At 64.3% G+C, this 22,273-nt stretch carries 20 protein-coding genes; 12 read left to right on the top strand and 8 right to left on the bottom strand.

Annotated features, from left to right (window positions below; translation table 11 throughout):
• Positions 1 to 272: 272 nt before the first annotated feature.
• The 4 genes from xseA to BMX61_RS06910 all read left to right on the top strand — a co-directional run bounded on the left by xseA (position 273) and on the right by BMX61_RS06910 (position 3,948).
• Positions 273 to 1,883 (top strand): exodeoxyribonuclease VII large subunit, encoded by a 1,611-nt coding sequence (gene xseA, locus BMX61_RS06925; protein ID WP_075628393.1) that lies wholly within the window; start codon positions 273 to 275, stop codon positions 1,881 to 1,883.
• 133 nt (positions 1,884 to 2,016) lie between these two features.
• Positions 2,017 to 2,607 carry an NAD(P)H-dependent oxidoreductase gene (locus BMX61_RS06920; RefSeq protein WP_075628394.1) on the top strand — a complete coding sequence of 197 codons (591 nt, stop codon included), beginning with the start codon at positions 2,017 to 2,019 and terminating at the stop codon, positions 2,605 to 2,607.
• A 120-nt stretch (positions 2,608 to 2,727) separates the two neighbouring features.
• A complete protein-coding gene (locus tag BMX61_RS06915) occupies positions 2,728 to 3,081 on the top strand; it encodes a MarR family winged helix-turn-helix transcriptional regulator (RefSeq protein WP_075628395.1) in 354 nt (117 codons plus the stop codon).
• A gap of 6 nt (positions 3,082 to 3,087) precedes the next feature.
• On the top strand, positions 3,088 to 3,948 hold the full coding sequence (locus BMX61_RS06910) for a C40 family peptidase (protein WP_075628396.1): 861 nt from the start codon (positions 3,088 to 3,090) through the stop codon (positions 3,946 to 3,948).
• On the opposite strand, the gene BMX61_RS06905 is transcribed toward BMX61_RS06910, so the two are convergent.
• From BMX61_RS06905 to BMX61_RS06885, 5 genes are all read right to left on the bottom strand, one after another.
• Entirely contained in the window at positions 3,938 to 5,566 is a 1,629-nt protein-coding gene (locus BMX61_RS06905; protein ID WP_075628397.1) for an ABC transporter ATP-binding protein, read from the bottom strand. The two genes, BMX61_RS06910 and BMX61_RS06905, sit on opposite strands and share 11 nt — an antisense overlap.
• A 65-nt stretch (positions 5,567 to 5,631) precedes the next feature.
• A complete protein-coding gene (locus BMX61_RS06900) occupies positions 5,632 to 5,991 on the bottom strand; it encodes a hypothetical protein (protein ID WP_075628398.1) in 360 nt (119 codons plus the stop codon).
• Between the two features lie 65 nt (positions 5,992 to 6,056).
• Complete coding sequence (locus BMX61_RS06895) at positions 6,057 to 7,202, bottom strand: ABC transporter permease (RefSeq protein ID WP_075628632.1); 1,146 nt, start codon at positions 7,200 to 7,202, stop codon at positions 6,057 to 6,059.
• Between the two features lie 8 nt (positions 7,203 to 7,210).
• Positions 7,211 to 8,299, bottom strand: coding sequence for a microcin C ABC transporter permease YejB (locus tag BMX61_RS06890; RefSeq protein ID WP_075628399.1), 1,089 nt, complete (start codon positions 8,297 to 8,299; stop codon positions 7,211 to 7,213).
• Between the two features lie 275 nt (positions 8,300 to 8,574).
• Positions 8,575 to 10,437 (bottom strand): extracellular solute-binding protein, encoded by a 1,863-nt coding sequence (locus tag BMX61_RS06885; RefSeq protein ID WP_075628633.1) that lies wholly within the window; start codon positions 10,435 to 10,437, stop codon positions 8,575 to 8,577.
• Positions 10,438 to 10,837: 400 nt separating this feature from the next.
• On the opposite strand from BMX61_RS06885, the gene mepA reads away from it, so the two are divergent.
• The 6 genes from mepA (at position 10,838) to BMX61_RS06855 (ending at position 17,141) form a co-directional block, all read left to right on the top strand.
• Positions 10,838 to 11,851, top strand: a complete 1,014-nt coding sequence (mepA, locus tag BMX61_RS06880; RefSeq protein WP_075628400.1) for a penicillin-insensitive murein endopeptidase — start codon at positions 10,838 to 10,840, stop codon at positions 11,849 to 11,851.
• Between the two features lie 129 nt (positions 11,852 to 11,980).
• On the top strand, positions 11,981 to 12,361 hold the full coding sequence (locus BMX61_RS06875) for a methylglyoxal synthase (RefSeq protein WP_075628401.1): 381 nt from the start codon (positions 11,981 to 11,983) through the stop codon (positions 12,359 to 12,361).
• A gap of 243 nt (positions 12,362 to 12,604) precedes the next feature.
• Positions 12,605 to 13,630 carry a glucokinase gene (locus BMX61_RS06870; protein WP_407703750.1) on the top strand — a complete coding sequence of 342 codons (1,026 nt, stop codon included), beginning with the start codon at positions 12,605 to 12,607 and terminating at the stop codon, positions 13,628 to 13,630.
• 135 nt (positions 13,631 to 13,765) lie between these two features.
• A complete protein-coding gene (locus BMX61_RS06865) occupies positions 13,766 to 15,613 on the top strand; it encodes an ABC transporter ATP-binding protein (RefSeq protein ID WP_075628403.1) in 1,848 nt (615 codons plus the stop codon).
• A complete protein-coding gene (gene dapB / locus BMX61_RS06860) occupies positions 15,610 to 16,428 on the top strand; it encodes a 4-hydroxy-tetrahydrodipicolinate reductase (protein ID WP_075628404.1) in 819 nt (272 codons plus the stop codon). Before BMX61_RS06865 ends, dapB begins: the two co-directional genes overlap by 4 nt.
• 77 nt (positions 16,429 to 16,505) lie before the next feature.
• A complete protein-coding gene (locus BMX61_RS06855; protein ID WP_075628405.1) occupies positions 16,506 to 17,141 on the top strand; it encodes a 2,3-bisphosphoglycerate-dependent phosphoglycerate mutase in 636 nt (211 codons plus the stop codon).
• A 54-nt stretch (positions 17,142 to 17,195) separates the two neighbouring features.
• Here the strand turns inward: BMX61_RS06855 and BMX61_RS06850 are convergent, their stop codons facing one another.
• Together BMX61_RS06850 and BMX61_RS06845 are read right to left on the bottom strand one after the other, a co-directional pair.
• Positions 17,196 to 18,080, bottom strand: a complete 885-nt coding sequence (locus BMX61_RS06850; RefSeq protein ID WP_407703745.1) for a methylated-DNA--[protein]-cysteine S-methyltransferase — start codon at positions 18,078 to 18,080, stop codon at positions 17,196 to 17,198.
• A gap of 93 nt (positions 18,081 to 18,173) precedes the next feature.
• The gene (locus BMX61_RS06845; RefSeq protein ID WP_075628406.1) at positions 18,174 to 18,668 is read right to left on the bottom strand and encodes a DUF2244 domain-containing protein; all 495 of its coding nucleotides are present in this window, start codon (positions 18,666 to 18,668) and stop codon (positions 18,174 to 18,176) included.
• A 191-nt stretch (positions 18,669 to 18,859) separates the two neighbouring features.
• Between BMX61_RS06845 and nth the strand changes: the two genes are divergently transcribed.
• Positions 18,860 to 19,627 (top strand): endonuclease III, encoded by a 768-nt coding sequence (nth, locus tag BMX61_RS06840; RefSeq protein ID WP_234794622.1) that lies wholly within the window; start codon positions 18,860 to 18,862, stop codon positions 19,625 to 19,627.
• 160 nt (positions 19,628 to 19,787) lie between these two features.
• On the opposite strand, the gene BMX61_RS06835 is transcribed toward nth, so the two are convergent.
• On the bottom strand, positions 19,788 to 20,972 hold the full coding sequence (locus BMX61_RS06835; RefSeq protein WP_075628407.1) for an MFS transporter: 1,185 nt from the start codon (positions 20,970 to 20,972) through the stop codon (positions 19,788 to 19,790).
• A gap of 261 nt (positions 20,973 to 21,233) precedes the next feature.
• On the opposite strand from BMX61_RS06835, the gene BMX61_RS06830 reads away from it, so the two are divergent.
• Complete coding sequence (locus BMX61_RS06830) at positions 21,234 to 22,226, top strand: adenosine kinase (RefSeq protein ID WP_075628408.1); 993 nt, start codon at positions 21,234 to 21,236, stop codon at positions 22,224 to 22,226.
• Positions 22,227 to 22,273: the final 47 nt, after the last annotated feature.

The raw sequence follows: 22,273 nt of genomic DNA, 5'->3' as shown, positions 1-22,273 counted from the left end.
GGGCCATGATCGCCGCCTGGCTGTGACCGGGGAGGTTCGTGCGCGTCTCTGCGGCTTTTGACGCAGCGAGACAAAAGCCGAAGCCTGAAATCCCCAGGCACCGGCATCACCTACCCTAGGGAAACACGGGATTTCCAAGGAAAATACCGGCTCCCGCATGGGTCTGCTTTGCCATCTGGCCGGTAAGCCCTTATTGTCTGTCTCTTCCCGCGGTGTCTATCTTGCGCATCCGCGGACGAGGGCGGACCGCCGCCGACAGGAGCTTCAGACCGATGAGTCTGCTTTTCGACAGCGACGCACCATCCAATCTGACGGAGTTTTCGGTCTCCGAGCTTTCCGGCGCGATCAAGCGCACGGTCGAGCAGGCCTTTGACCAGGTGCGCGTGCGTGGCGAAATTTCCGGCTATCGCGGCCCGCATTCCTCGGGCCACGCCTATTTCACGCTGAAGGACGACAAAGCGCGCATCGACGCCGTCGTCTGGAAGGGGACGATGAGCCGGCTACGCTTCAAGCCGGAAGAGGGCATGGACGTGATCGCCGTTGGCCGGATCACCACCTTCCCCGGCTCGTCCAAGTACCAGATCGTCATCGAGACATTGGAACCGGCTGGTGCTGGCGCCCTGATGGCGCTTCTGGAGGAGCGCCGGCGCAAGCTTGCCGCCGAGGGGCTGTTCGATGCAGAGCGCAAGCGGCCCTTGCCCTTCCTGCCGCGCGTCATCGGCGTCGTCACCTCGCCGACCGGCGCCGTGATCCGCGATATTTTCCACCGCATCGCCGATCGCTATCCGCTGCATGTGCTCGTCTGGCCGGTGCGCGTCCAGGGAGAAGGCTCGGGCGAGGAGGTGGCGCGCGCCATTGCCGGCTTCAACGCGCTTGAGCCGGATGGCGCGATGCCTCGCCCGGATGTGTTGATCGTCGCGCGCGGCGGCGGCTCGCTGGAGGATCTCTGGGGCTTCAACGACGAGGCCGTGGTGCGCGCGGCAGCAGCATCGCAAATCCCCCTGATCTCGGCCGTGGGCCATGAGACCGATTGGACGCTGATCGACCACGCTGCCGACCGGCGGGCTCCGACCCCGACGGGCGCGGCGGAGATGGCCGTGCCGGTCAAGGCGGAGCTTGACAGCCAGATAGCCGGCCTTGGCGCACGGCTGCAGGCGGCCGTGCGGCGGCAGATGGACAATCGCCGACAGGCAGCGCGCGCCCTTGCCCGAGCGCTTCCCTCGCTCGACCAGTTGCTCGCGCTGCCACGCCGGCGCTTCGATGAAGCGTCCGCCGGGCTCGGCCGCGCGCTACAGATGAACACGGCCGCCAAGCGGCGCAGCTTCGAACGGGTCGGAGCCCATCTGCGGCCCGAGCTCGTCACCACCCGCCTTCGCGACCGGCGTCGGCATCTCGATGAACGTTTCGCTTTGGCCGAACGACTGACCGAGCGCATGACCGAGCGCGCCGGGCGGCGGCTCTCGGCAGCAGACGTCGCTCTACGCGGCTTTCCCGCGCGGGCACTTGGCCAGATCCGCCATGGAAAGGATCGGGTGGCTACGCTATCCGCCAAGGGCGAACGGGCTGTGATTGCCGATCTCAAGCGCTTTCGTGAGCGGATCGAGGCGCAGAACCGGATGCTGCAGTCACTTTCCTATGTCAACGTGCTCGCACGCGGCTATGTGCTGGTGCGCGACGAGGCCGGCGTCCCGCTGAAGACGGTGGCCGAGACGGGGCCCGGCCGCGCCGTCACCCTGCAATTTTCCGATGGCCGGATTGCCGCTGTCACGGGCGAGGATGTTTCCGTGCTGCCGCCGGTCGAACCGGCTGCGGCTGCACGGCCCGCACGCAGCCGCAAACGCAGGAGCGAGGACGAGGAAACGCCGCAGGGGAGCCTATTCTAAGCTGTAAGTTTCCAAGGCGAAGCAGGATGATGGCGCTCGGCATGGACATGTCCATTTAGCGTTTGCTTTTATCCGGATGATCGCCGCAAAGTCCTGATCGGTTCTCGTGATCAATTATCGGGAGTAAAGCGGCATGCAGGTCTTGATCGTTCTCGCCCATCCGCTGCCGGATAGTTTCGCCGCTACCGTGGCGAAGGAGGCGCGCGCCGCCTTGGAAGGTGCGGGTCATGCGGTCGAGTTCCTGGATCTCTACGCGCAGGACTTCGATCCCCGCATGACAGCGCAGGAAAGGCGAGACCACGCCACGGCGACCGAGGCCTCGCCAGACTGTCAGGCCATGGCGGAACAGCTCGCGGCGGCCGAGGTATTGGTTCTGGTCTTTCCGCAATGGTGGTTTAATTTTCCGGCCATTCTCAAGGGCTATGTCGATCGGGTCTTCGCGCCCGGCATTGCCTTCGAAAATGTCGAGGGTGGGCCGATTCGTCCGAAGCTGACACGGCTGCGCCATCTCGTTGCCTTCAGCTCCACCGGCTCACCCTGGTGGGTGGCGCGTCTCGTGATGGGCGAGCCCGTGCGCCGGCTCCTGAAGCGCGGCCTTCTCGGCGGCTGCGCGCCCCAGGCGCGGTTCCGCATGCTGACGCTCTACGGCATCGAAGCCTCGACGCCGGCGCGCCGGCAGGCCCATCTCGCCCATGTGCGCCGGATGCTGTCGCGCCTGACATAGCGCGATATCCTCAATGCTCCGGATTTACACAGCGCAATTGCGCGTTAACCGTCTTCGGAAAGCAATCGGTAACCTGGCTAATCCTAGGCTTGCCGATCATCTTCCTCAGGCGAAAAGCCCATGCCGGTCGATCTCTCCGCAACGCAAGCCCTGACCTTGTGGCACGACGTGTCGCTCGAGCAGGTCCATGTCGATCCTCATGACCTGACGCTCAGGCAGATGGCCATTCTGCTGCATATCTATCTGAAGCCGCCGCCGCACACCGTGCGCGGGCTTGCCGCCACGCTCGGCGTGAGCAAGCCCGTCATCACCCGCGCGCTCGACACGATGGGCGCGCTTGGCCTGGTGACGCGTCTTCGCGACGAGCGGGACCTGCGCAATGTGGTGATCAAACGTACGGTCGCCGGCGCGCTCTATCTTGAAAAGCTCGGCGACCTGATCATAGATCGCGGGCGGACCCTGCCGCCGATGTGAGATCTTATGTCCGACCTTCCAGACCGCCGCCTTCATGCCTATCGTCCCGACCTCGCCGAGGAAGCCTTGCGCGGACGTGTCGAAGCGCTTGCCTTCGTTGAGGGCAATCCCGCCATGGTCACCGTTCCCGTGGTGCAGCTCAGGCCGCAGCCTGACCTCTCAGCCAGCACCGATACCGAGCTTCTGCTCGGCGAGACGGTGCGCGTTCTCGACGTTGCCCAGGGCTGGGCCTGGGTGAAGGCGGATCGGGATGACTATGTCGGCTATATTCCTGATTATGCCGTGTTGCCGGATGGGCCTGTCTCCACCCATATCGTCACGGTGCCGCGCAGCTTCGTCTATTCCGGCCCGGATTTGCGTTTTCCCACGGTTCAGGCGGTCTCCATGGGCTGCCGGCTGAAGCTTGTCGGCGAGCACTCGACGCGCGGCACGCTCTACCGCACGCTGGAGGATGGCAGTGCGGTCGTTGCCGCCCATGTCGCGCCGCTGGAAGCGCCGCCGGCCGATGATTTCGTGGCGGTCGCCGCGCGTTTTCTCGAGACGCCCTATCTCTGGGGCGGCCGCTCCGGCTTCGGCATCGATTGCTCAGGCTTGGTGCAGCTCTCGCTGATGATGGCCGGCCACGCCGCGCCGCGTGATACCGATATGCAGGAAGCCGGACTGGGACGGGCCATCGCGCCGGAAGAATTGCGCCGCGGCGATCTCGTCTTCTGGAAGGGCCATGTGGCGATCATGGAGGACGAGACGACGATCCTCCATGCCAACGGCCATTCCATGACGGTGGCGCGCGAACCGCTCGAAGAAGCGATCGGCCGCACCGAGCGGCTCTATGGCAGGCCGACGGGCTATCGCCGGCCTATTGGCTGACGGCGGCGCTGTCCACCGCCTCGATGTTGAAGGCGGCGGCCATCAAGGCACGGGTATAATCCTCGCGCGGGGCGGAGAAGATCTGCTGGGACGGGCCCTGCTCCACTACCTTGCCGCCACGCATGACGATTACCTCATTGGCCAGCGCCCGCACCACCTTCAGGTCATGGCTGATGAACAGATAGGCGAGCCGATGGCGCGCCTGAAGATCGCGCAGGAGATCGACCACCTGCGCCTGTACGCTCATGTCGAGTGCTGAGGTCGGCTCGTCCAGCATGACGAATTCCGGCTTCAGCACCATGGCGCGGGCAATGGCGATGCGCTGGCGTTGGCCGCCGGAAAATTCATGCGGATAGCGCCAGCGCGTCGTGGGGTCGAGCCCGACCTCCTCCAGCGCCTGGGCCACGCGCCGGTCGCGCTCGGCGGCCGAAAGCCCGGGCTCATGCACCTTCAGGCCTTCCGCAACGATGTCCGAGACGGCCATGCGCGGGCTAAGCGAGCCATAGGGGTCCTGGAAGACCACCTGCATGCGGCGGCGCAAGGGGCGCATGTCCTTTGCATCCAGCCCGTCGATGTTCTGGCCGACAAAGGCGATCCGGCCCTCAGAGCCGATCAACCGGGTGAGCGCCAGGCCGAGCGTGGTCTTGCCGGAGCCCGACTCGCCGACGACACCGAGTGTCTCGCCGGCGCGCAAGGTCAGATCGATCCCGTCGACCGCTTTCACGTGATCGACCGTGCGGCGCAGGAAGCCGGCCTTGATCGGAAACCAGACCTTCACCTCCCGGCCTTCCATGACGACGGGCCGCGAAGGATCGGCCAGCGGCGGTTCGCCCTTCGGCTCGGCGGCGAGCAGGTGGCGGGTATAGGCATGCTGCGGATTGGCGAAGATTTCCTTCGTCGGTCCGGTCTCGACGATCCGGCCCTTGGTCATGACGCAGACGCGATCGGCGATCTTGCGCACAATGCCGAGATCATGGGTGATGAACAGCATGGACATGCCATGCTCGTCCTTCAGCTTTTTCAAAAGCGCGAGGATCTGGGCCTGGACGGTGACGTCGAGCGCCGTGGTCGGCTCGTCGGCAATCAGCAGGTCCGGCCGGTTGGCGAGCGCCATGGCGATCATCACGCGCTGGCGCTGCCCGCCTGAGAGCTCATGCGGGTAGGCGGCAAGCCGCTTTTCCGGCTCGCGAATGCCCACCTGGTTCAAGAGTTCGAGCACCCGGGCGCGCGCCGCCGGGCCCTCCAGCCCCTGGTGGAGGGCAAGGATTTCGGCAATCTGCCGCTCGATCGTGTGGAGCGGATTGAGCGAGGTCATCGGCTCCTGGAAGATCATGGTGATGTCATTGCCGCGCACACCGCGCAGCGCCTGCTCCGACACGGCCAGCAGATCGTTTCCCTTGAAGCGGATTTCGCCTGCCGGATGACTTGCAGCCGGATAGGGCAGGAGCTTGAGGATCGAATTGGCCGTCACCGACTTGCCCGACCCCGATTCCCCGACCAGCGCCACCACCTCGCCGGGCAGAATGTCGAAGGAGACCCCTTCGACCGCTGTCGAAGTCCGTCCGCCCTGATGAAAGGCGACGGAGAGATTGCGGACGGAAAGAAGCGGTTCGGTCATGGGGCGATGCTTTGCAGGAGGGTAAGAGAGGCAAGAGGGCGGAGAGGATTGGGCAATGGTCCCCGTCAATCATTCTCCCATTCGTCGCGGAGCGCTCGAACGCGGCGCACGTCCTCTTCGACGGAGACGGGTTTCGCGCCCGAGGCGTGATGGCGGCGAATGGCTTCAAGCGTGTCTTCCGGGTCACGCAATGCTCTCACCCGTGCAACCGCCTCCTCAGCACTCACCGAATGAGGACGCGAGGCCCGAAATTTCCGCAGATGTTCGAGAAGTTCTGCCGATGTACGTGGCGTTGCATCCCCATGCGGTTCTGCATCCGGCACCTCATCAATGACGATGCGCACCATCGCGCCTTCGGGCAGACCTTCGCGCAGGTCTTCCGGCAGCTTCGAGGCGGGATAAAGCTCGCGCACGATCTTGTTCATGATGCCGCTCCTGTGCCCCACGCGGCGGACCTGCCGCACTAGCCCTATTTTACGCGATTTCACCCTCATCGGAAGGTCTTGCGCGGGTCGAAGGCGTCGCGGGTGGCTTCGCCGATGAAGATCAGGAGCGACAGCATCACCGACATGACGATGAAGGCGGTCAGGCCGAGCCAGGGTGCCTGCAGGTTGGATTTGCCCTGGGCGATCAGTTCGCCGAGCGAGGCGGAGCCGGGCGGCATGCCGAAGCCCAGGAAGTCGAGCGAGGTCAATGTGGTGATCGAGCCCGAGAGAATGAAGGGCAGGAAGGTCAGCGTCGCCACCATGGCATTGGGCAGGAGATGGCGCATCATGATCGTGGCATTGCCGACCCCAAGCGCGCGAGCCGCCCGGACATATTCGAAATTGCGCGCCCTCAAAAATTCCGCCCTGACAACGCCGACGAAGCCGACCCAGGAGAAGAGCAGCATGATGCCGAGCAGCACGAAGAAGCCGGGTGGCAGGATCGCGGCGATGATCAAGAGAATGTAGAGAACCGGCATGGACGACCAGATCTCGATGAAGCGCTGCATCAACAGATCCGTCCAGCCGCCGAAATAGCCCTGAATCGCGCCTGCCGTCACCCCGATCACGGCAGAGAGCAGCGTGAGCGCCAGGCCGAAGAGCACGGAGATGCGGAAGCCGTAGATCATCCGCGCGGCGACGTCGCGCGCCTGGTCGTCCGTGCCGAGCCAGTTGAGATTGCCGAGGATGCATTGCGGATCGCTGACGCCGCCAGCATAGCCGGCGCAGCGCTCTTCATGGCTCATCATCCAGAAGGGCGCGGTCGGCGCCGAATGCGGCACGTTGGAATTGGCGGTGCGGTAGGAATAGCGGATCGGCGGCCAGATCATCCAGCCATTGGCCTGGATCTCGTCGCGGATGAAGTCGGATCGATAATCCGTCTGGGCCAGAAAGCCGCCGAATTTCTCTTCCGGATAGTCGATCAGCACAGGCACGAGCAGCTCGCCCTTGTAGGAGGCGAGGACCGGCTTGTCATTGGCGATGAATTCCGCGCAGAGGCTGAGGCCGAAGAGAATAAGGAAAATGACCAGTGACCAGAAACCGCGCCGGTTTGCCTTGAAATTCTCCCAGCGGCGGCGGCCGACCGGGGTCAGGCCGCGCCGGCGTGCGCCATCCGCAATCGGTGCCACGAGGGTGGGATCGGCGACCATCTCGTTCATCACACGTCCCTCCGCTCGAAATCGATGCGCGGATCGACCCAGGTGTAGATGAGGTCCGAGAGCAGGCTGACGACGAGGCCGAGCAGCGAAAAGATGTAGAGCGTGGCGAAAACGATCGGATAATCGCGCTTGACCACGGACTCATAGCCGAGCCGCCCGAGACCATCGAGCGAGAAGATATATTCGATCAGCAGAGAGCCGGTGAAGAAGGCGGAGATGAAGGCCGCTGGAAAGCCGGCGATCACGATCAGCATGGCATTGCGGAAGACATGGCCATAAAGCACCCGCCGCTCCGAGAGCCCCTTCGCTCGCGCGGTTACGACATATTGCTTGCGGATCTCGTCGATGAAGGAATTCTTGGTGAGCAGCGTCGTAGTGGCGAAGGCCGAGAGCAGCAGCGTCACCAGCGGCAGCGTCATGTGCCAGAGATAGTCGAGGATCTTCTGCCACCAGGTGAGATCGGCGAAATTGTCCGAGACGATGCCGCGCAGCGGAAACCAGTTGAAGAAGGAGCCACCGGCAAAGAGCACGATCAGCAGGATGCCGAAGAGGAAGCTCGGCACCGCATAGCCGACGATGATGATGCCCGAGGTCCAGACGTCGAAGGGCGACCCGTCGGATACCGCCTTCTTGATGCCGAGCGGGATCGAAATCGCATAGGACAGGATCAGAATCCAGACGCCGAGCGAGATCGACACCGGCATCTTGTCGAGGATGAGATCGATGACGGGCGTGTTGCGGAAAAAACTCTCGCCGAAATCGAAACGGATATAATTCCCCATCATCGTCAGGAAGCGTTCGAGCGGCGGCTTGTCGAAGCCGAACTGCTTTTCCAGCTTGGCGATGAATTCCGGGTCGAGGCCCTGCGCGCCGCGATACTGGCTGCTGCCGCCATCATCCATGGCGGGGCCGCCGCCGAGATCGTTACCGCCACCGGACAGCCGGTCGCCGCTCTGGCCCGATAGATCCGAGATCACCTGCTCCACAGGGCCGCCGGGGGCGAACTGCACGACGATAAAGGAAATCGCCATGATGCCGAGGAGGGTCGGGATCATCAAGGCAAGGCGGCGCAGGATATAGGCGCCCATCAGACCGATCGCTCCGCAGAAGAGCCCGGCGCAGACAGGGTCTCGACAGGCCTGCCGCACAGAGGGGCAGGGCCGTGTTTCGATCTGCGGAGACTGGTCTGAATGCTCATGCGGTTTCTTTCTGTCCTCGCCCCGGCCGCGACGTCCGGCAGCAAGAGCCGATGGGCGAGCGGGTTGATCCCGTCTGTCGTCCGGCAGGGCAGCTCTGCCGGCGGAGTCGGCAAGTCTGGCCTGACAAACTTTCACGAGGCTGTCGTGCCGGCCGAAACCGGTGGCTATTGCCCGTCGGACCACCAGATTGCCGGAAAGCCGACCCCATATTCCGGCAGCGGGTCGGGATGTTTCAGCCGCTTGGCGTAAGCGATGTTGGAATCTTTCGAGGCGTAGCTCGGCACGATGATGTGGTGGGCAAGCAGAACCCGGTCGAGCGCATGCGTCGCAGCGATCAGCTCGTCGCGGTCCCGTGCGAAGATCACCTTGCGGATCAGCGCATCGACCCCGGGATTGCTGATGCCGGAAAAGTTCTGCGATCCTTCCCGCGTTGCCGATTGCGAGCCCCAATATTCCGTCTGCTCATTGCCAGGATTGAGCGACTGCGCCCAGCCAAGATAGAGCATGTCGTAATCGCGCCCGCGCCAGCGGTTGGTGAACTGCGCCGAGTCGACCGACCGCACACTGGCGTCGATGCCAATGCGCTTCAGGTTCTGCGCGAAGGGCAGGGCTACACGCTCGATCGTATTGCCGTCGAGCAGCATCTCGAGCTTGAGCGGCTTGCCGGTCTTCACCTCGACCATGCGGTTGTTCTTCAGCTCGAAGCCGGCCTCTTTCAGAAGCGCGATGGCCTGGCGCAGATTGTCGCGCATCTTTGCAGGGTCGCCGCCAACAGCGTTGACATAGGGCTTGGTGAAGACCTCGGGCGGGATCTGGTCCTTGACCGAATTGAGGATTTCCAGCTCCTTGCCCTCCGGCAGGCCGGAAGAGGCAAGCTCGGTGCGGAAGAAGAAGCTGTCGATGCGGTCATACTGGCCGAAGAAGATCGTCCGCTTCAGCTCTTCGAAGTCGAAAGCATAGTTCAACGCTTCGCGCAGCTTCGGATTGTCGAACGGCGCGCGGCGCATATTGTAGATGAAGCCGACCATGACGCCGGAATTGCGGTTCTCGTTCTCAAGCGATTCGCGCAGGATCCGTCCGTCCTTGACGGCGGGGAAGTCGTAGGCGGTCGCCCAGCGCCGGGCCGAATTTTCCCAGCGGTAATCCGCATTGCCGGAGCGGAAGGACTCGAAGGCGACGTCGAGATCGGCGAAATAGGTGAAGGTGATCGCGTCGAAATTGTTCTGGCCGACATTCACGGGCAGGTCTTTCCCCCAATAATCGGGGTTGCGCTCATAGCGCAGCGTCGAGCCGGGGGTCAGGCTGACCAGCCTGTAGGGTCCGGAGCCCATTGGCGCTTCCAGTGTCGTGCGGGAGATATCACGCGGCTTGCCATCCGCGCCCTGGCCCTGCCACCAAAGCTTCGGCACGATCACCAGCGTGCTGAGAATGTGCGGCAGCTCCTTGTTGCCGGTCTCGTCGAAGGTGAAGGTCACCTCGCGCTCTGCCGTCTTCTCGGCCTTCACCACATGCTTGTAGTAAAACTCGCTCTGCGGATTGAGCGTCTTCGTCATCTCGAAGCTGAAGATCACGTCCTCTGGCGTGATCGGCGTGCCATCGGCCCAGCGCGCCTCCGGCCTCAGGCGGAACTTTGCCCAGGCAATATCCTCCGGGAAGGCGACGCTTTCGGCAATCAACCCGTAACTGGAGGAAATCTCGTCCATGGAGGGCTTCATCAGCGTTTCGAAGACGAGGCCCGCAGCCAGGCCGGAGGCGTCGGCGACGGGGCCGGCGAGCCCGACCGCTGTCTCGCCCTTGGCAAGCAGCGGATTGGTGCTGTCGAAGCTGCCCATTAGGTTCAGCCTGACCTCGCCGCCTTTGGGCGCCTTGTCGTTGACATAGTCGAACCGCTTTAAGCCCTCGGGATATTTCAGCGTGCCGACGGTGGTCAGGCCATGGCGCCAGGCCGGTGCGCTCGCTTCGCCTGCCTGGCTTTGCGCCGGCTTTACGGCATCCTGCGTGAAGGCTGGAACAGCGTGAAACGCCATGGCCGCTGCGAGCGCAAACGCCGGCAGCCGGGATAAGAGGGTGGCCAGAGGGCGCGGCGTCGTCAGGTCGAACGGGGTTGTCGGGGCCAATCAGGTCTCCGTCGGGTCAGGCGGCAGGGAGGGCGGCGAGCGCAGGCGAAGCGCTTCGCTGATCATTTTGTCCTCTGCGAGAATAGGGGAAACTGCGGCAAAAGACAGGCCAAGCTGACCAAGGGTCGCCCCTTGATGCCCAATGGGCGCTTTAGCCGGCGCCTGTTGCGGTGGTTTTGGCATTTGAGATCCCGGAACGGACGCAAGTCTGACACAAAGGCGATGTTCTAGCAGAGGTCAGGGGCGCATCCGCGCCGATTCCCAAGGGCATGCGCCGCCGCTTGACGGCAGCCGACAGACGGATCCGATCATGGCTCTGCGATTTTTCCGCTTCTCCCACCTTCTCGGCGCCGCCGCGATCGCCGCGCTGCTGCCGCTGGCCGCCGCCGCCCAGGACCCTGTGCCCGCCAAGCAGGTCTTCGGTGCGGTGACCCTGCCATCCTCGGGCGCGCCTGCGCCAATCGGCTCCTATGCCAAGGGCTGCCTGGCCGGCGGACTGCAAATGCCGGCCGATGGCGCGAGCTGGCAGGCCATGCGCCTGTCGCGCAACCGGCGTTGGGGCACGCCGGAGCTTCTCGGCTTCCTCGAGCGGTTCTCGGGCGATGCCGCCAAGCTCGGCTGGGGGCGCGGCATCCTGATTGGCGACATGTCGCAGCCGCGCGGCGGGCCGATGCTCAACGGCCACGCCTCCCACCAGATCGGGCTCGACGCCGACATCTGGTTCCGGCCGATGCCCGCAAAGCCATTGTCGGCCGAGGCGCGAGAGACCTATCCCTTCGCCTCCATGCTCGACAAATCGAAGTTCCTGACCGTCGATCCGCAACGCTGGACGCCGACCCATGCCAAGCTGCTGCTGAAGGCCGCCGCCGAACCCGAGGTCGAGCGCATCTTCGTCAATCCGGCAATCAAGAAGAAGCTGTGCGACACCTGGACGGGCGACCGCAGCAATCTTGGCAAGATCCGCCCGATGTACGGCCATGACGAGCATTTCCACATCCGCCTGAAGTGCCCCCCGGGCGACAAGGCCTGCAAGCCGCAGGCCGCCGTCGCCTCGGGCGATGGCTGCGACAAGTCGCTCGCCTGGTGGTTCACGCCCGAGCCCTGGGCCAAGCCGAAGCCGAAGCCGGATCAGAAGCCGGCAAAGCCGCGCTTTACCACGCTTGCCGATCTGCCCAAGGCCTGCGCCGCCGTGCTTGCCGCGCCTGCAGCCGGTGGCGCCCGCGTGGACGCGGGCGGGGGCGCGCGGCCGCAGCTTCGCCCGGCCAAGACGGGCCTCGTGCCGCAGGGCGATGTGCCGGATGCCGAGGGCGGCGAAGACCAGTAAAAGCCGCTTTGCCCACGCCTGCCCGTCCGACAATGCCTCTCGACAGACGGCTTAAAACGATTAGAAGCTGTCAGCCGAAGGTGACAAAGGTCACGCAGCCGGCTGAGCCGGCGCGGTGAAGGAGGATGGATGGCCGGCATGCACTGCATCGCGCTGATCGCCCATGACGAGAAGAAGCAGGATCTCGCCGATTTCGCGCGCGCGCATGAGCGCGTTCTGGCGGGCTATCGCATCGTTGCCACCGGCACGACCGGAGCGCGGGTGCAGGAGGCCTGCCCCAGCCTGTCGGTAACCCGGCTGAAAAGTGGCCCGCTCGGCGGCGATCAGCAGATCGGCGCAATGATTGCCACGGGTGAGGTGGACATGCTGATCTTCTTCACCGATCCCTTGACAGCCATGCCGCATGATGTCGACGTCAAGGCCTTGATGCGCCTTGCCACCGTTTATGACATTCCCATGGCGCTCAACCGGGCCACGGCCGAGCAGTTGAACGTCTTCTCGCAAGCCTGATAGACTGACGCCATGCCTTGCAAGCAGGCTCATCTCACATGTGCTTGGGCCGGAACCGCCCAGTCAGGCATGTGCGGGAGGCTGAAAATGCTACAGTCTTGTGCGTGTTGTTGGACGCAGGATGCTGTAAGCGGCTTTGCGAGAACGACATACGCCGAAACAAGGATAGGAAGCGTGTAAGCGGATCCAAGCGATCGCGACGCGCTTTAACGCCAGCTTCACTCCACGGAACCGTCCATGTCCCTGCCCACCGATGACGACATCACCGCCGGCCTCGCCTTTCCGATCCTGATCGGCGATATTGGCGGCACCAATGCCCGCTTCGGCCTGATCGCCGATGCCGGTTCCGAGCCGCATCTTTTCCCGATCGTCCCGACCGGCGGCTATAAGAGCATCGAGGAAGCGCTGCTGACCGGGGTCCTGCCCAAGGACCGGCCGCGTCCGCGCTCCGCGATCATCGCGGTCGCGGGCCCCATCAAGGGTGATGAGATTCCTTTGACCAATGCCGGATGGGTGATCCGCCCAAAGGACATGATCGCCGCGCTTGACCTCGCCGAGGTGATCGTCATCAACGACTTCGAGGCACAGGCGCTGGCCGTGGCCGATCTGTCCGAGGCAAACCGCGCGAAGATCGGCGGCGGCGAGGCGCTGACCGATCATTCCTGCGTGGTTCTGGGCCCCGGCACCGGCCTCGGCGTGGCTGGCCTCGTGCATGCGCGCCAGACCTGGTTTCCGGTTCCCGGTGAAGGCGGCCATGTCGATCTCGGGCCGCGCACGCCCCGCGATCTCGCGATCTGGCCGCATCTGGAGGTCATCGAAGGGCGCATTTCCGGCGAGCAGATCCTCTGCGGCCGGGGCCTGCTCAATCTCTATCGCGCGATCTGCGCTGCCGACGGCAAGCCTTCGCTTTATGCCGATCCGGCCGAGGTGACCCAGGCGGCGCTCGCTCATGCCGATCCGGCGGCGGAAGAAACGCTGCGCCTCTTTGCCACCTATCTCGGCCGCGTCGCCGGCGACATGGCCATGGTCTTCATGGCGCGCGGCGGCGTGTTCCTGGCTGGCGGCATCGCGCAGAAGATCCTGCCGGCGCTGCAGGGGCCGGACTTCCGTGCCGCCTTTGAAGACAAGGCGCCGCATTCGGCGCTGCTGAAGAGCATTCCGAGCTTCGTGGTGACCCATCCCGCCGCCGCGCTTTCCGGTCTCTCGGCCTATGCCCGTGCGCCGGAACGCTTCGGACTCACCACGGAAGGTCGCTGCTGGCGGCCTTGATCTGCCCCGTCAAAGGCCGATTAAAGGGCCTGAAAGGGCCGAGACTCGCCAAAACCGTGCCAAGCGATTATAGGAGCGGCGGCTGAGGACGCCGCCGCGCACCGATCGCAATCAAGGCCCTCAAGGATAGGCGCATTGAAAGACAACAAGACCAAGCACGTTTCCGTCGACACCGAAACCATTACGAGTGTCCTCAAGCGGGTCGTGAGCGAAAATGGCCGGGCTCATCTGAGCGGCTATCTTTTCGCCATCGTCTGTCTCGGCATCATCGCCGCCTCCACGGCCTTTGCCGCCTGGATCATGGAATCGGTCGTCAACGAAGCCTTCGCCAACAAGCGCGCCGACATGGTTCTCCTGATCTGCGCGGCGATCTTCTTTTCCTTCCTCATTCGCGGCTTCGCCACTTATGGCCAGGCCGTGGCGCTGTCGAAGATCGGCAACAATATCGTCGCCAGCTATCAGCGCCGGCTTTATTCGCATCTGATGGCGCTGTCGGTCGGCTATTATACCGACACGCGCTCGGCGCGGATTTCCGCCAAGATCAGCCAGAACGTCTCGGGCATCCGCGATGTTTTGAACATGACGGTGACCTCGCTCGCGCGCGATCTTCTGACGCTGATCGCGCTGATCGGCGTGATGATCTCCAAGGACTGGCTGCTGACACTGATCGTCTTCGTGGTCGCCCCGCCGCTGCTGCTCGGCCTGCGCTATGTCTCGCGCCGTCTGCGCCAGGCAACGCGCGAATCGGTGGAGATCAACAGCCACGTGCTCGGCGCCATGCAGGAAACGATCCAGGGCATCTCGATCGTCAAGGCCTTCACCATGGAGGACCAGCTGCGCGGCAAGGTCGAAGAAATCATCGACCGGGCGGAAAACCGCGCCAACCGCATCGCCCGCCTCTCCGAGCGCACCGCACCGATGACCGAGACTTTCGCAGGCCTCGCGATCTCCAGCGTGCTTGCCTATGCCGCCTTCCGCGCGATCTATGACAACGTGCCGCCCGGCGCCTTCTTCTCCTTCGTCACCGCGCTTTTGATGGCCTATGATCCGGCGCGCCGGCTTGCCCGTCTCCAGGTTTCTCTCGAACGCGCCGTCGTCAATGCCCGGATGATCTATGAGGTGCTGGACACCATGCCGCATCAGCGCGACAAGCCGGGCGCGACCGCGCTGCATGTCGGCATGGCGACCATCGAATTCCGCGACGTCACCTTCGCCTATGCCGAAGGCGGCGACATGATCCTGAAGGGCGTCAGCTTCGTGGCCGAAGGCGGCAAGACCACCGCGCTGGTCGGTCCCTCCGGTGCGGGCAAGACCACGGTGATCGGCCTGATCCCCCGCTTCTACGACCCCACGGGCGGGCAGATCCTGATCGACGGCCAGGACATTCTCGATGTCACCAAGGCCTCGCTGCGCGCGCAGCTCGCTTACGTCTCACAGCAGCCCTACCTCTTCGAAGGCACGATCCGCGACAATATCCGCTACGGCCGCGAAGGCGCCACGGATGCCGAGGTGGAGGATGCGGCAAGGCTTGCCTATGCCCATGACTTCATCATGGCCCAGCCCCAGGGCTATGACACGCCGGTCGGCGAAAACGGCGTGACGCTTTCGGGCGGGCAGCGCCAGCGTCTATCGATCGCACGCGCGCTGGTACGCAATGCGCCGATCCTTCTGCTCGACGAAGCCACCTCGGCGCTCGACACCGAATCGGAAGCCGCCGTGCAGAAGGCACTCGATCATGCGATGGAGGGACGCACCGTCGTCGTCATCGCCCACCGTCTCTCCACCATCGTCAACGCCGACAAGATCGTGGTGATGCGCGATGGCCTGGTCGTGGAAGAGGGCACGCACGACGGACTGGCCGCCAAGCCGGACGGTCTCTATGCCCGGCTGCACAATCTTCAGGCGCCGCTTGCCGTGCTGCCGCCGGTCTCCTCGGCGGCGTCGGACGCCGCAGCGCCCACCCATGAGGAGCCTGCCGAATGAGTCTCAACGACATGAAGCTCGTGGTCGCAGGCGCGTCCGGCCGCATGGGCCAGGCGCTGATTCGCGTCATCCATCAGACGCCGGGTGCCGTTCTGCATGCCGCCATTGGCCGGCCCGGCTCGCCCTTCATCGGCCGTGATGCCGGTGAGATTGCCGGTCTCGGACCGATCGGTCTCGCAGTCACCGACGATCCGTTGAAGGGCTTGCTCGAAGCCGATGGCGTGATCGACTTCACCCGGCCGGAAACTTCGGTCGAATTCGCTGAGATCGCCGCCCAGGCGCGCATCGTCCATGTCCTCGGCACCACTGGCTGCTCGCCGACCGACGATGAAAAATTCGCCGCTGCCGCCCGCCATGCGCGCATCGTCAAGTCGGGCAATATGAGCCTTGGCGTGACACTGCTTGCCGCCCTGACCGAAACCGCGGCCCGCGCGCTTGGCCCCGATGATTGGGATATCGAAATTCTGGAAATGCACCATCGCCACAAGGTCGATGCGCCCTCCGGCACGGCGCTGCTTCTAGGCGAGGCAGCGGCGCGCGGACGCGGGATCGCGCTTGCCGGTCATTCCGTGCGCGTGCGCGACGGCCATACCGGCGCCCGGCCGGCAGGTGCCATCGGCTTTGCCACGCTGCGAGGCGGCTCCGTGGTCGGCGAGCATTCCGTCTTCCTGGCCGGTGCCGGGGAGGACGTCGTGCTCTCGCATCGCGCCACCGATCGGGCGATCTTCGCGCGCGGCGCTGTCACTGCAGCACTTTGGGCGCGTGACAAAAAGCCGGGCCTCTATACGATGCCGGACGTTCTCGGATTGAACTGATCCTGTGCAGCGCCCGCCAAGGCGGGCGCGAAACCAAACTCAAGCCTCACCGTCAACACCTCGAAGGAACGTCATTCATGAGCGGAACCCTTGTTCTCGTCCGTCACGGCCAGAGCGACTGGAACCTGAAGAACCTGTTCACCGGCTGGCGCGATCCCGATCTGACCGAGCTCGGCGTGGAAGAGGCCAAGACCGGCGGCAAGGCGCTCGCCGATACCGGCATCAAGTTCGACATCGCCTTCACCTCGGCGCTCACCCGTGCCCAGCGCACCTGCCAATTCGTGCTCGATGCCGTCGGCCAGAGCGATCTGGAAACGATCCGCAATCAGGCGCTGAACGAGCGCGACTATGGCGATCTCTCCGGCCTCAACAAGGACGATGCCCGCGCCAAATGGGGCGAGGAGCAGGTCCATATCTGGCGCCGCTCCTATGATATCGCACCGCCCGGCGGCGAATCGCTGCGTGACACCGGCGCCCGCGTCTGGCCCTATTACCTGACCGACATCCTGCCGCGCGTGCTTTCCGGCCAGAAGGTTCTGGTGGCCGCCCATGGTAATTCGCTGCGCGCGCTGGTCATGGTGCTCGACCGGCTGACCCGCGAGGAGATCCTCAAGCTCAACCTCGCCACCGGCGTGCCGATGGTCTACACCCTCAATGCCGACTCCTCCGTCGCCTCGAAGGTTGTGCTTGGCGATATGTCCGGCGCGCATTGAGCCTCTCAATGGCAAAGCCGAACCGGCTTATGGACAAGCCGGTTCAGGCCGCGCTCAGCCGCCAATCGCCCCGGCTTCCCAGCCGAGCATAGCGCGCTTGCGCGTCAAGCCCCAGTGATAGCCTGTCAGCGCGCCGCCCTTGCCGAGCGCGCGATGGCAGGGCACGACGAAGGAAATGGGGTTGCGCCCGATCGCTGCCCCTACGGCGCGCGACGCCTTGGGGCTGCCGATGCGCGCGGCGATGGCCGAATAGGTCTCGGCCCGGCCGAGCGGAATATCCAGCAGCGCCTGCCACACCCGCACCTGAAAATCCGAACCGATCAGCACCACCCGCAACGGCTCTTCCGGCCGCCATCGGGCCGGATCGAAGATCCGGCCGATCATTGGTGCCGTGGCCGCCTGATCCTCGGTGAAGTTGGCGTCCGGCCACCGGCGTGCCATATCGTCGAAACAGGCCGTCTCCCCGCCGGAATCGGCAAAGGCCAGCCCTGCCAGGCCGCGATCGGTGATCATCACCAGCGCCTGGCCAAAGGGGGAGGGATGAAAGCCGTAGCGGATCGTTAGCCCCGCACCGCGCGCCTTCCATTCGCCTGGTGACATGGCCTCATGGGTCGTGAAGAGATCATGCAGCCGACCGGGGCCGGATAGGCCGAGTTCGATACTGGCTTCGAGCAGCGGCAGGCCTTCCTGCCCGAGCAGCCGCTTGGCGTGATCGAGCGTTACCGCCTGGAGAAAGGCCTTGGGCGAAAGGCCTGCCCAGCGCGAAAAGGTCTTCTGCAGCTCGGTCGGCGACTGGCCAAGCTTGTGTGCGAGATCGTCCAGGCTCGGCTGTGCCCGATAGTCGACGGTCAAGATTTCGATCGTCCGGCAAACGGTCTCGTAATCCGCCGCCGAAGGCAGAATTTCGGTCTGAAGCGTGGCGGCAAGCGTCATGATCATCTCTCCCGAGACAGGTGCTGCGCAGGTGAAGCCTGCAAATTATGCGGCAAGGCACTCCGTCGCCACCCGTTTCTTGGAGATAGGTCAGAGAGCTCAATGCCTGACCTCGGCAAGTGCCCGCGAAAAGGCGGTCGCGAAGCTTTCGCGGTCCTCGGGATTGAGAAAGGCGCCGATCGGCACCATCCGGCCCCGCTCGGCCAGATGCATGGCGGTGATGCCGATCTCGGAATCGCGGGCAACATCGAGCCGCGTGGAAAAGGGATTGAAGCGATGCTCCACCATCGCCCCACCGGGCGAAAACTTGCGTAGAGAAATATCGATGCGGGAAATGCGCACTTCCTCCCGCGCCCGCCCGGCCCGGTGGCTCATCCAGACGGCGCCGAGCAGGAGCAGGATGTCCAGCCCGAAGAACGGCAGAACGGGCCAGGCGCCGATGGCGAGGAACAGCGTGGTGTGACCAAGGCTGAGCAGGATAGCGAGCGTGACAAGTACGCGCGTGCCCTTGGCCCCGAGCGAACGGTGCGCGTGCAACTCGGCCTCAAAGACCGGCTGCTCATTGGGGTTGATCACAGGAGGTTCGCCATGCATGGCCTGAGATCCTACAGGAAAACGATCTGCATGGCTTGGGCCATGCATGCGTCTTCCATCTTGGATCGAAAAGGCCCGTGCGGTGCGTCTGCTGGCTTGGTATAGGAAGAGCCATGCCGAAGATCAAAGCACCCGCTGCCCTGTCAGACGATATGGACCCATCACCCCGCCGCAGCGCGGCCCCTCAGGCCATGCCGGAAAAGGCCGCGCGTGCCACGCCCCGGCGCGGCGCGGGGAAGGCACGCGTGCGCACCGCTTATTCCCGCGCGGAGATCGAGGAGATCTTCCACCGCTTCTCTGTCCAGCGGCCGGAGCCCAAGGGTGAGCTGGACCATGTCAACCCCTTCACGCTCGTCGTGGCCGTGGCGCTCTCCGCCCAGGCGACCGATGTCGGTGTCAACAAGGCGACGCGGGCGCTGTTCAAGGTCGCCGACACGCCGGAGAAGATGCTGGCGCTGGGCGAGGAGAGGGTGCGCGATTATATCAAGACCATCGGCCTCTACCGCAACAAGGCCAAGAACGTGATTGCGCTCAGCGAGATGCTGGTGCGCGAGTTCGGCGGCGAGGTGCCGCGCACGCGCGAGGAGCTGGTGCGCCTGCCCGGCGTTGGGCGCAAAACAGCCAATGTCGTACTCTCCATGGCCTTCGGCCAGCCGACGCTTGCGGTCGATACCCACATCCTCAGGCTTGCCAACCGGCTGAAGCTCGCGCCGGGCAAGACGCCCGACGAGGTGGAGGAGCGGCTGATCCGGGTGATCCCCGATCACTTCCTGTTCCATGCCCATCATTGGCTGATCCTGCATGGGCGCTATGTCTGCAAGGCCCGCCGGCCGGAATGCGAGCGCTGCGTCATCGCCGATCTCTGTAAGGCCGACGAGAAGACCAATGCCGTGCCGGCGCCGCTGGTCGAATGGCCTCCAAACGGGCCTCTGCCTGTCGGTGACGGGCCAGTCGAATAGGCAGCCTCCTCTCCCACGGTGGAAGAAGAGGCAGGCAAGGGCTTTGAAAGTCGGCGCCTTAGAGCATCGGACCGAAAAGTGGGAACCGGTTTTCGGAAAAATCCGATGCGAAAATAAAAATTGAGAGCGTCAGACTGCGTAAGATTTTCAGTCCGACGCTCTAACGCTTTTCCGTCAGGGAGAAGGCAAGGGCGGCAGCCGGTAGGGCTAAGCCGAGAAGCGAGGCCGCGAGCCATCCGCCATGGGCATAGGCATAAGCGCCGAGCGCCGAGCCTAGCGCGCCACCCATGAAGAACGTTGCCATGAACAGTCCGTTCAACCGCCCACGCTGGGCCTCGCCCAGCGTGTAGATCGCCCGCTGCCCCAGCACCAGCGAGGTCGAGACCCCGGCATCGAGCAGGATGGCGGCGAGTGTGAACAGCGCGAGCGACATGGACGAGCCAGCGGGCGCGAGATAGGTGAGCAGGAAGGAGAGCGTTGCCATGATCAGCGCTACGCGCGTCGTGATCCGGCTCAAGCCAAGATCCGCGAGCCTGCCGGCAATGGGAGCCGCAATCGCCCCCGCCGCACCAGCCAGGGCGAAAAGCGCGATGGCGCGTTGCGACAGGCCGAACTCCGGACCGGCGAGCTCCAGCGGCGTCACCGTCCAGAACAGGCTGAAGGCGGCAAACAGGCCAGCCTGGTAGGCGGCGCGCCGCTGCAGCACGGGCGTGTGGAGCGCCAGGTCCTTCATCGAGGCAAGCAGAGCGAAATAGCCGAGACTGCCGGCTGGCCGGCGCTCCGGCAGGGTGCGGGCGAGAACCACGGCAAGGCCGACGAGAACAGCCGCCGACAGGAAGAAGACGGCATGCCAGGAGGCAACGCTGGCGATCAGGCTCGCGACCGGCCGGGCGAACATGATGCCGAACAGAAGCCCGCTGACCACATTGCCCACCACACGGCCGCGGGCCTCGGGCGCCACCATAGCCGATGCATAGGGCACGATGATCTGCACCGCCACCGAGCAGAGGCCGATCAGCAGCGCAGCGGTGAGAAAACTGGCCGCCTGGCCGAGCAGGCCCGCACCGAGGACGGCAACGGCATCGAGCAGCAGCATGATCAGGATCAGCCGGCGGTTTTCGACGAGGTCGCCGAGCGGGACGATCAGCAGCAGGCCGAGCCCATAGCCGATCTGGGTCAAGGTGACGATCAGGCCGCTGGCCGAAGGCGACAGGCCCAGGCTCTGGCTGATCGGCCCGACCAAGGGCTGAGCATAATAGAGATTGGCGACGATCAGCCCGCAAGCTGCCGCCAGAATGAGCGTAAGCCCCGTTGAGATGCGCGCCTCTTGCGCTGAACCGTTCATGTTGGCCTCGTGGTCTTGCCGTTTCGTCGCTCCTCCCGAAACGGCCATAGCCATGGCATGCGCGGCCGTGTTTTCGCAAGGCGGGCCGAGCCCGGCAATCTGGCCTGTCTAGTCTCAGGATTCGATATCGACATATCAGAATGATCTAACTTTATGACTGCCGTACAAACCATTTTCCTTTTCGGACGAGATGGGATAGCGCGGAGGCTGTTTTCGACGGCCGGCGACCCCCGGCTTGCCTTATCGAGCGGATCGGACTTCATGACCCATTTCGACGTGCTGACGATCGGCAATGCCATCGTCGACATCATTGCGCGCTGCGACGACGCCTTCCTCAACGACAATGCCATCATCAAGGGCGCAATGAACCTGATCGATGCGGAACGGGCGACGCTGCTTTATTCGCGCATGGGACCTGCGGTCGAAGCCTCAGGCGGCAGCGCCGGCAATACGGCGGCTGGTGTGGCGAGCTTGGGCGGGCGCGCGGCCTATTTCGGCAAGGTCTGCAACGACCAACTCGGCGAGATCTTCGCTCATGACATCCGCGCCCAAGGCGTGCATTTCAAGACCGCGCCCCTGAGCGACACGCCGCCCACCGCCCGTTCGATGATCTTCGTCACCGAGGATGGCGAGCGTTCGATGAACACCTATCTCGGCGCCTGCGTCGAGCTTGGGCCCGAGGATGTCGAGGAGGAGGTGGTGGCCGCTTCCGCCGTCACCTATTTCGAAGGCTATCTCTGGGATCCGCCGCGCGCCAAGGATGCAATCCGCGAAGCGGCTCGCATCGCCCATGCGCATGGCCGCGAGGTGGCGATGACATTGTCCGACAGCTTCTGCGTCCACCGCTACCGCGCCGAATTTCTCGATCTCATGCGCTCCGGAACCGTCGATATCGTCTTCGCCAACAAGGCCGAAGCCCTGGCGCTTTACGAGACCGAGGATTTCGAGGTGGCGCTCAATGACATCGCCGCCGATTGCAAGCTGGCGGTCGTCACCCTTTCCGAGGAAGGGTCGATCATCCTCAAGGGTGGCGAGCGGGTGAAGGTGGAGCCCCTGCCGATCGCGCAGCTGGTCGATACAACAGGTGCCGGCGATCTCTATGCGGCGGGCTTTCTCTTCGGCTACACAGCCGGGCGCAGCCTGGCCGACTGCGGCAAGCTCGGGAGCCTGGCAGCCGGGATCGTCATCCAGCAGATCGGTCCCCGCCCGCTGGTCTCTCTTAAGACCGAAGCCGCGCGCGCCGGATTGATCTGACGTCGAAGACAGCGCGTGCAAGCGAGCGAGGCAGAACCGGCCTCGCT

This window comes from Xaviernesmea oryzae (genome assembly GCF_900109605.1).
Taxonomy (GTDB): Bacteria; Pseudomonadota; Alphaproteobacteria; order Rhizobiales; family Rhizobiaceae; genus Xaviernesmea; species Xaviernesmea oryzae.
The sequence above is the reverse complement of the archived record's forward strand: the minus strand, read 5'-3'. Positions and strand labels throughout refer to the sequence as shown.

Coding starts and splice junctions, on each gene's coding strand:
- BMX61_RS06875 (WP_075628401.1), top strand. CDS start 11,981: ATGGCCGGCATGCACTGCATCGCGCTGATCGCCCATGACGAGAAGAAG.
- xseA (WP_075628393.1), top strand. CDS start 273: ATGAGTCTGCTTTTCGACAGCGACGCACCATCCAATCTGACGGAGTTT.
- BMX61_RS06855 (WP_075628405.1), top strand. CDS start 16,506: ATGAGCGGAACCCTTGTTCTCGTCCGTCACGGCCAGAGCGACTGGAAC.
- BMX61_RS06885 (WP_075628633.1), bottom strand. CDS start 10,437: ATGGCGTTTCACGCTGTTCCAGCCTTCACGCAGGATGCCGTAAAGCCG.
- BMX61_RS06920 (WP_075628394.1), top strand. CDS start 2,017: ATGCAGGTCTTGATCGTTCTCGCCCATCCGCTGCCGGATAGTTTCGCC.
- BMX61_RS06890 (WP_075628399.1), bottom strand. CDS start 8,299: ATGGGCGCCTATATCCTGCGCCGCCTTGCCTTGATGATCCCGACCCTC.
- BMX61_RS06850 (WP_407703745.1), bottom strand. CDS start 18,080: ATGATCATGACGCTTGCCGCCACGCTTCAGACCGAAATTCTGCCTTCG.
- BMX61_RS06900 (WP_075628398.1), bottom strand. CDS start 5,991: ATGAACAAGATCGTGCGCGAGCTTTATCCCGCCTCGAAGCTGCCGGAA.
- BMX61_RS06915 (WP_075628395.1), top strand. CDS start 2,728: ATGCCGGTCGATCTCTCCGCAACGCAAGCCCTGACCTTGTGGCACGAC.
- mepA (WP_075628400.1), top strand. CDS start 10,838: ATGGCTCTGCGATTTTTCCGCTTCTCCCACCTTCTCGGCGCCGCCGCG.
- nth (WP_234794622.1), top strand. CDS start 18,860: ATGCCGGAAAAGGCCGCGCGTGCCACGCCCCGGCGCGGCGCGGGGAAG.
- BMX61_RS06830 (WP_075628408.1), top strand. CDS start 21,234: ATGACCCATTTCGACGTGCTGACGATCGGCAATGCCATCGTCGACATC.
- BMX61_RS06910 (WP_075628396.1), top strand. CDS start 3,088: ATGTCCGACCTTCCAGACCGCCGCCTTCATGCCTATCGTCCCGACCTC.
- BMX61_RS06845 (WP_075628406.1), bottom strand. CDS start 18,668: ATGCATGGCGAACCTCCTGTGATCAACCCCAATGAGCAGCCGGTCTTT.
- BMX61_RS06835 (WP_075628407.1), bottom strand. CDS start 20,972: ATGAACGGTTCAGCGCAAGAGGCGCGCATCTCAACGGGGCTTACGCTC.
- dapB (WP_075628404.1), top strand. CDS start 15,610: ATGAGTCTCAACGACATGAAGCTCGTGGTCGCAGGCGCGTCCGGCCGC.
- BMX61_RS06895 (WP_075628632.1), bottom strand. CDS start 7,202: ATGGTCGCCGATCCCACCCTCGTGGCACCGATTGCGGATGGCGCACGC.
- BMX61_RS06905 (WP_075628397.1), bottom strand. CDS start 5,566: ATGACCGAACCGCTTCTTTCCGTCCGCAATCTCTCCGTCGCCTTTCAT.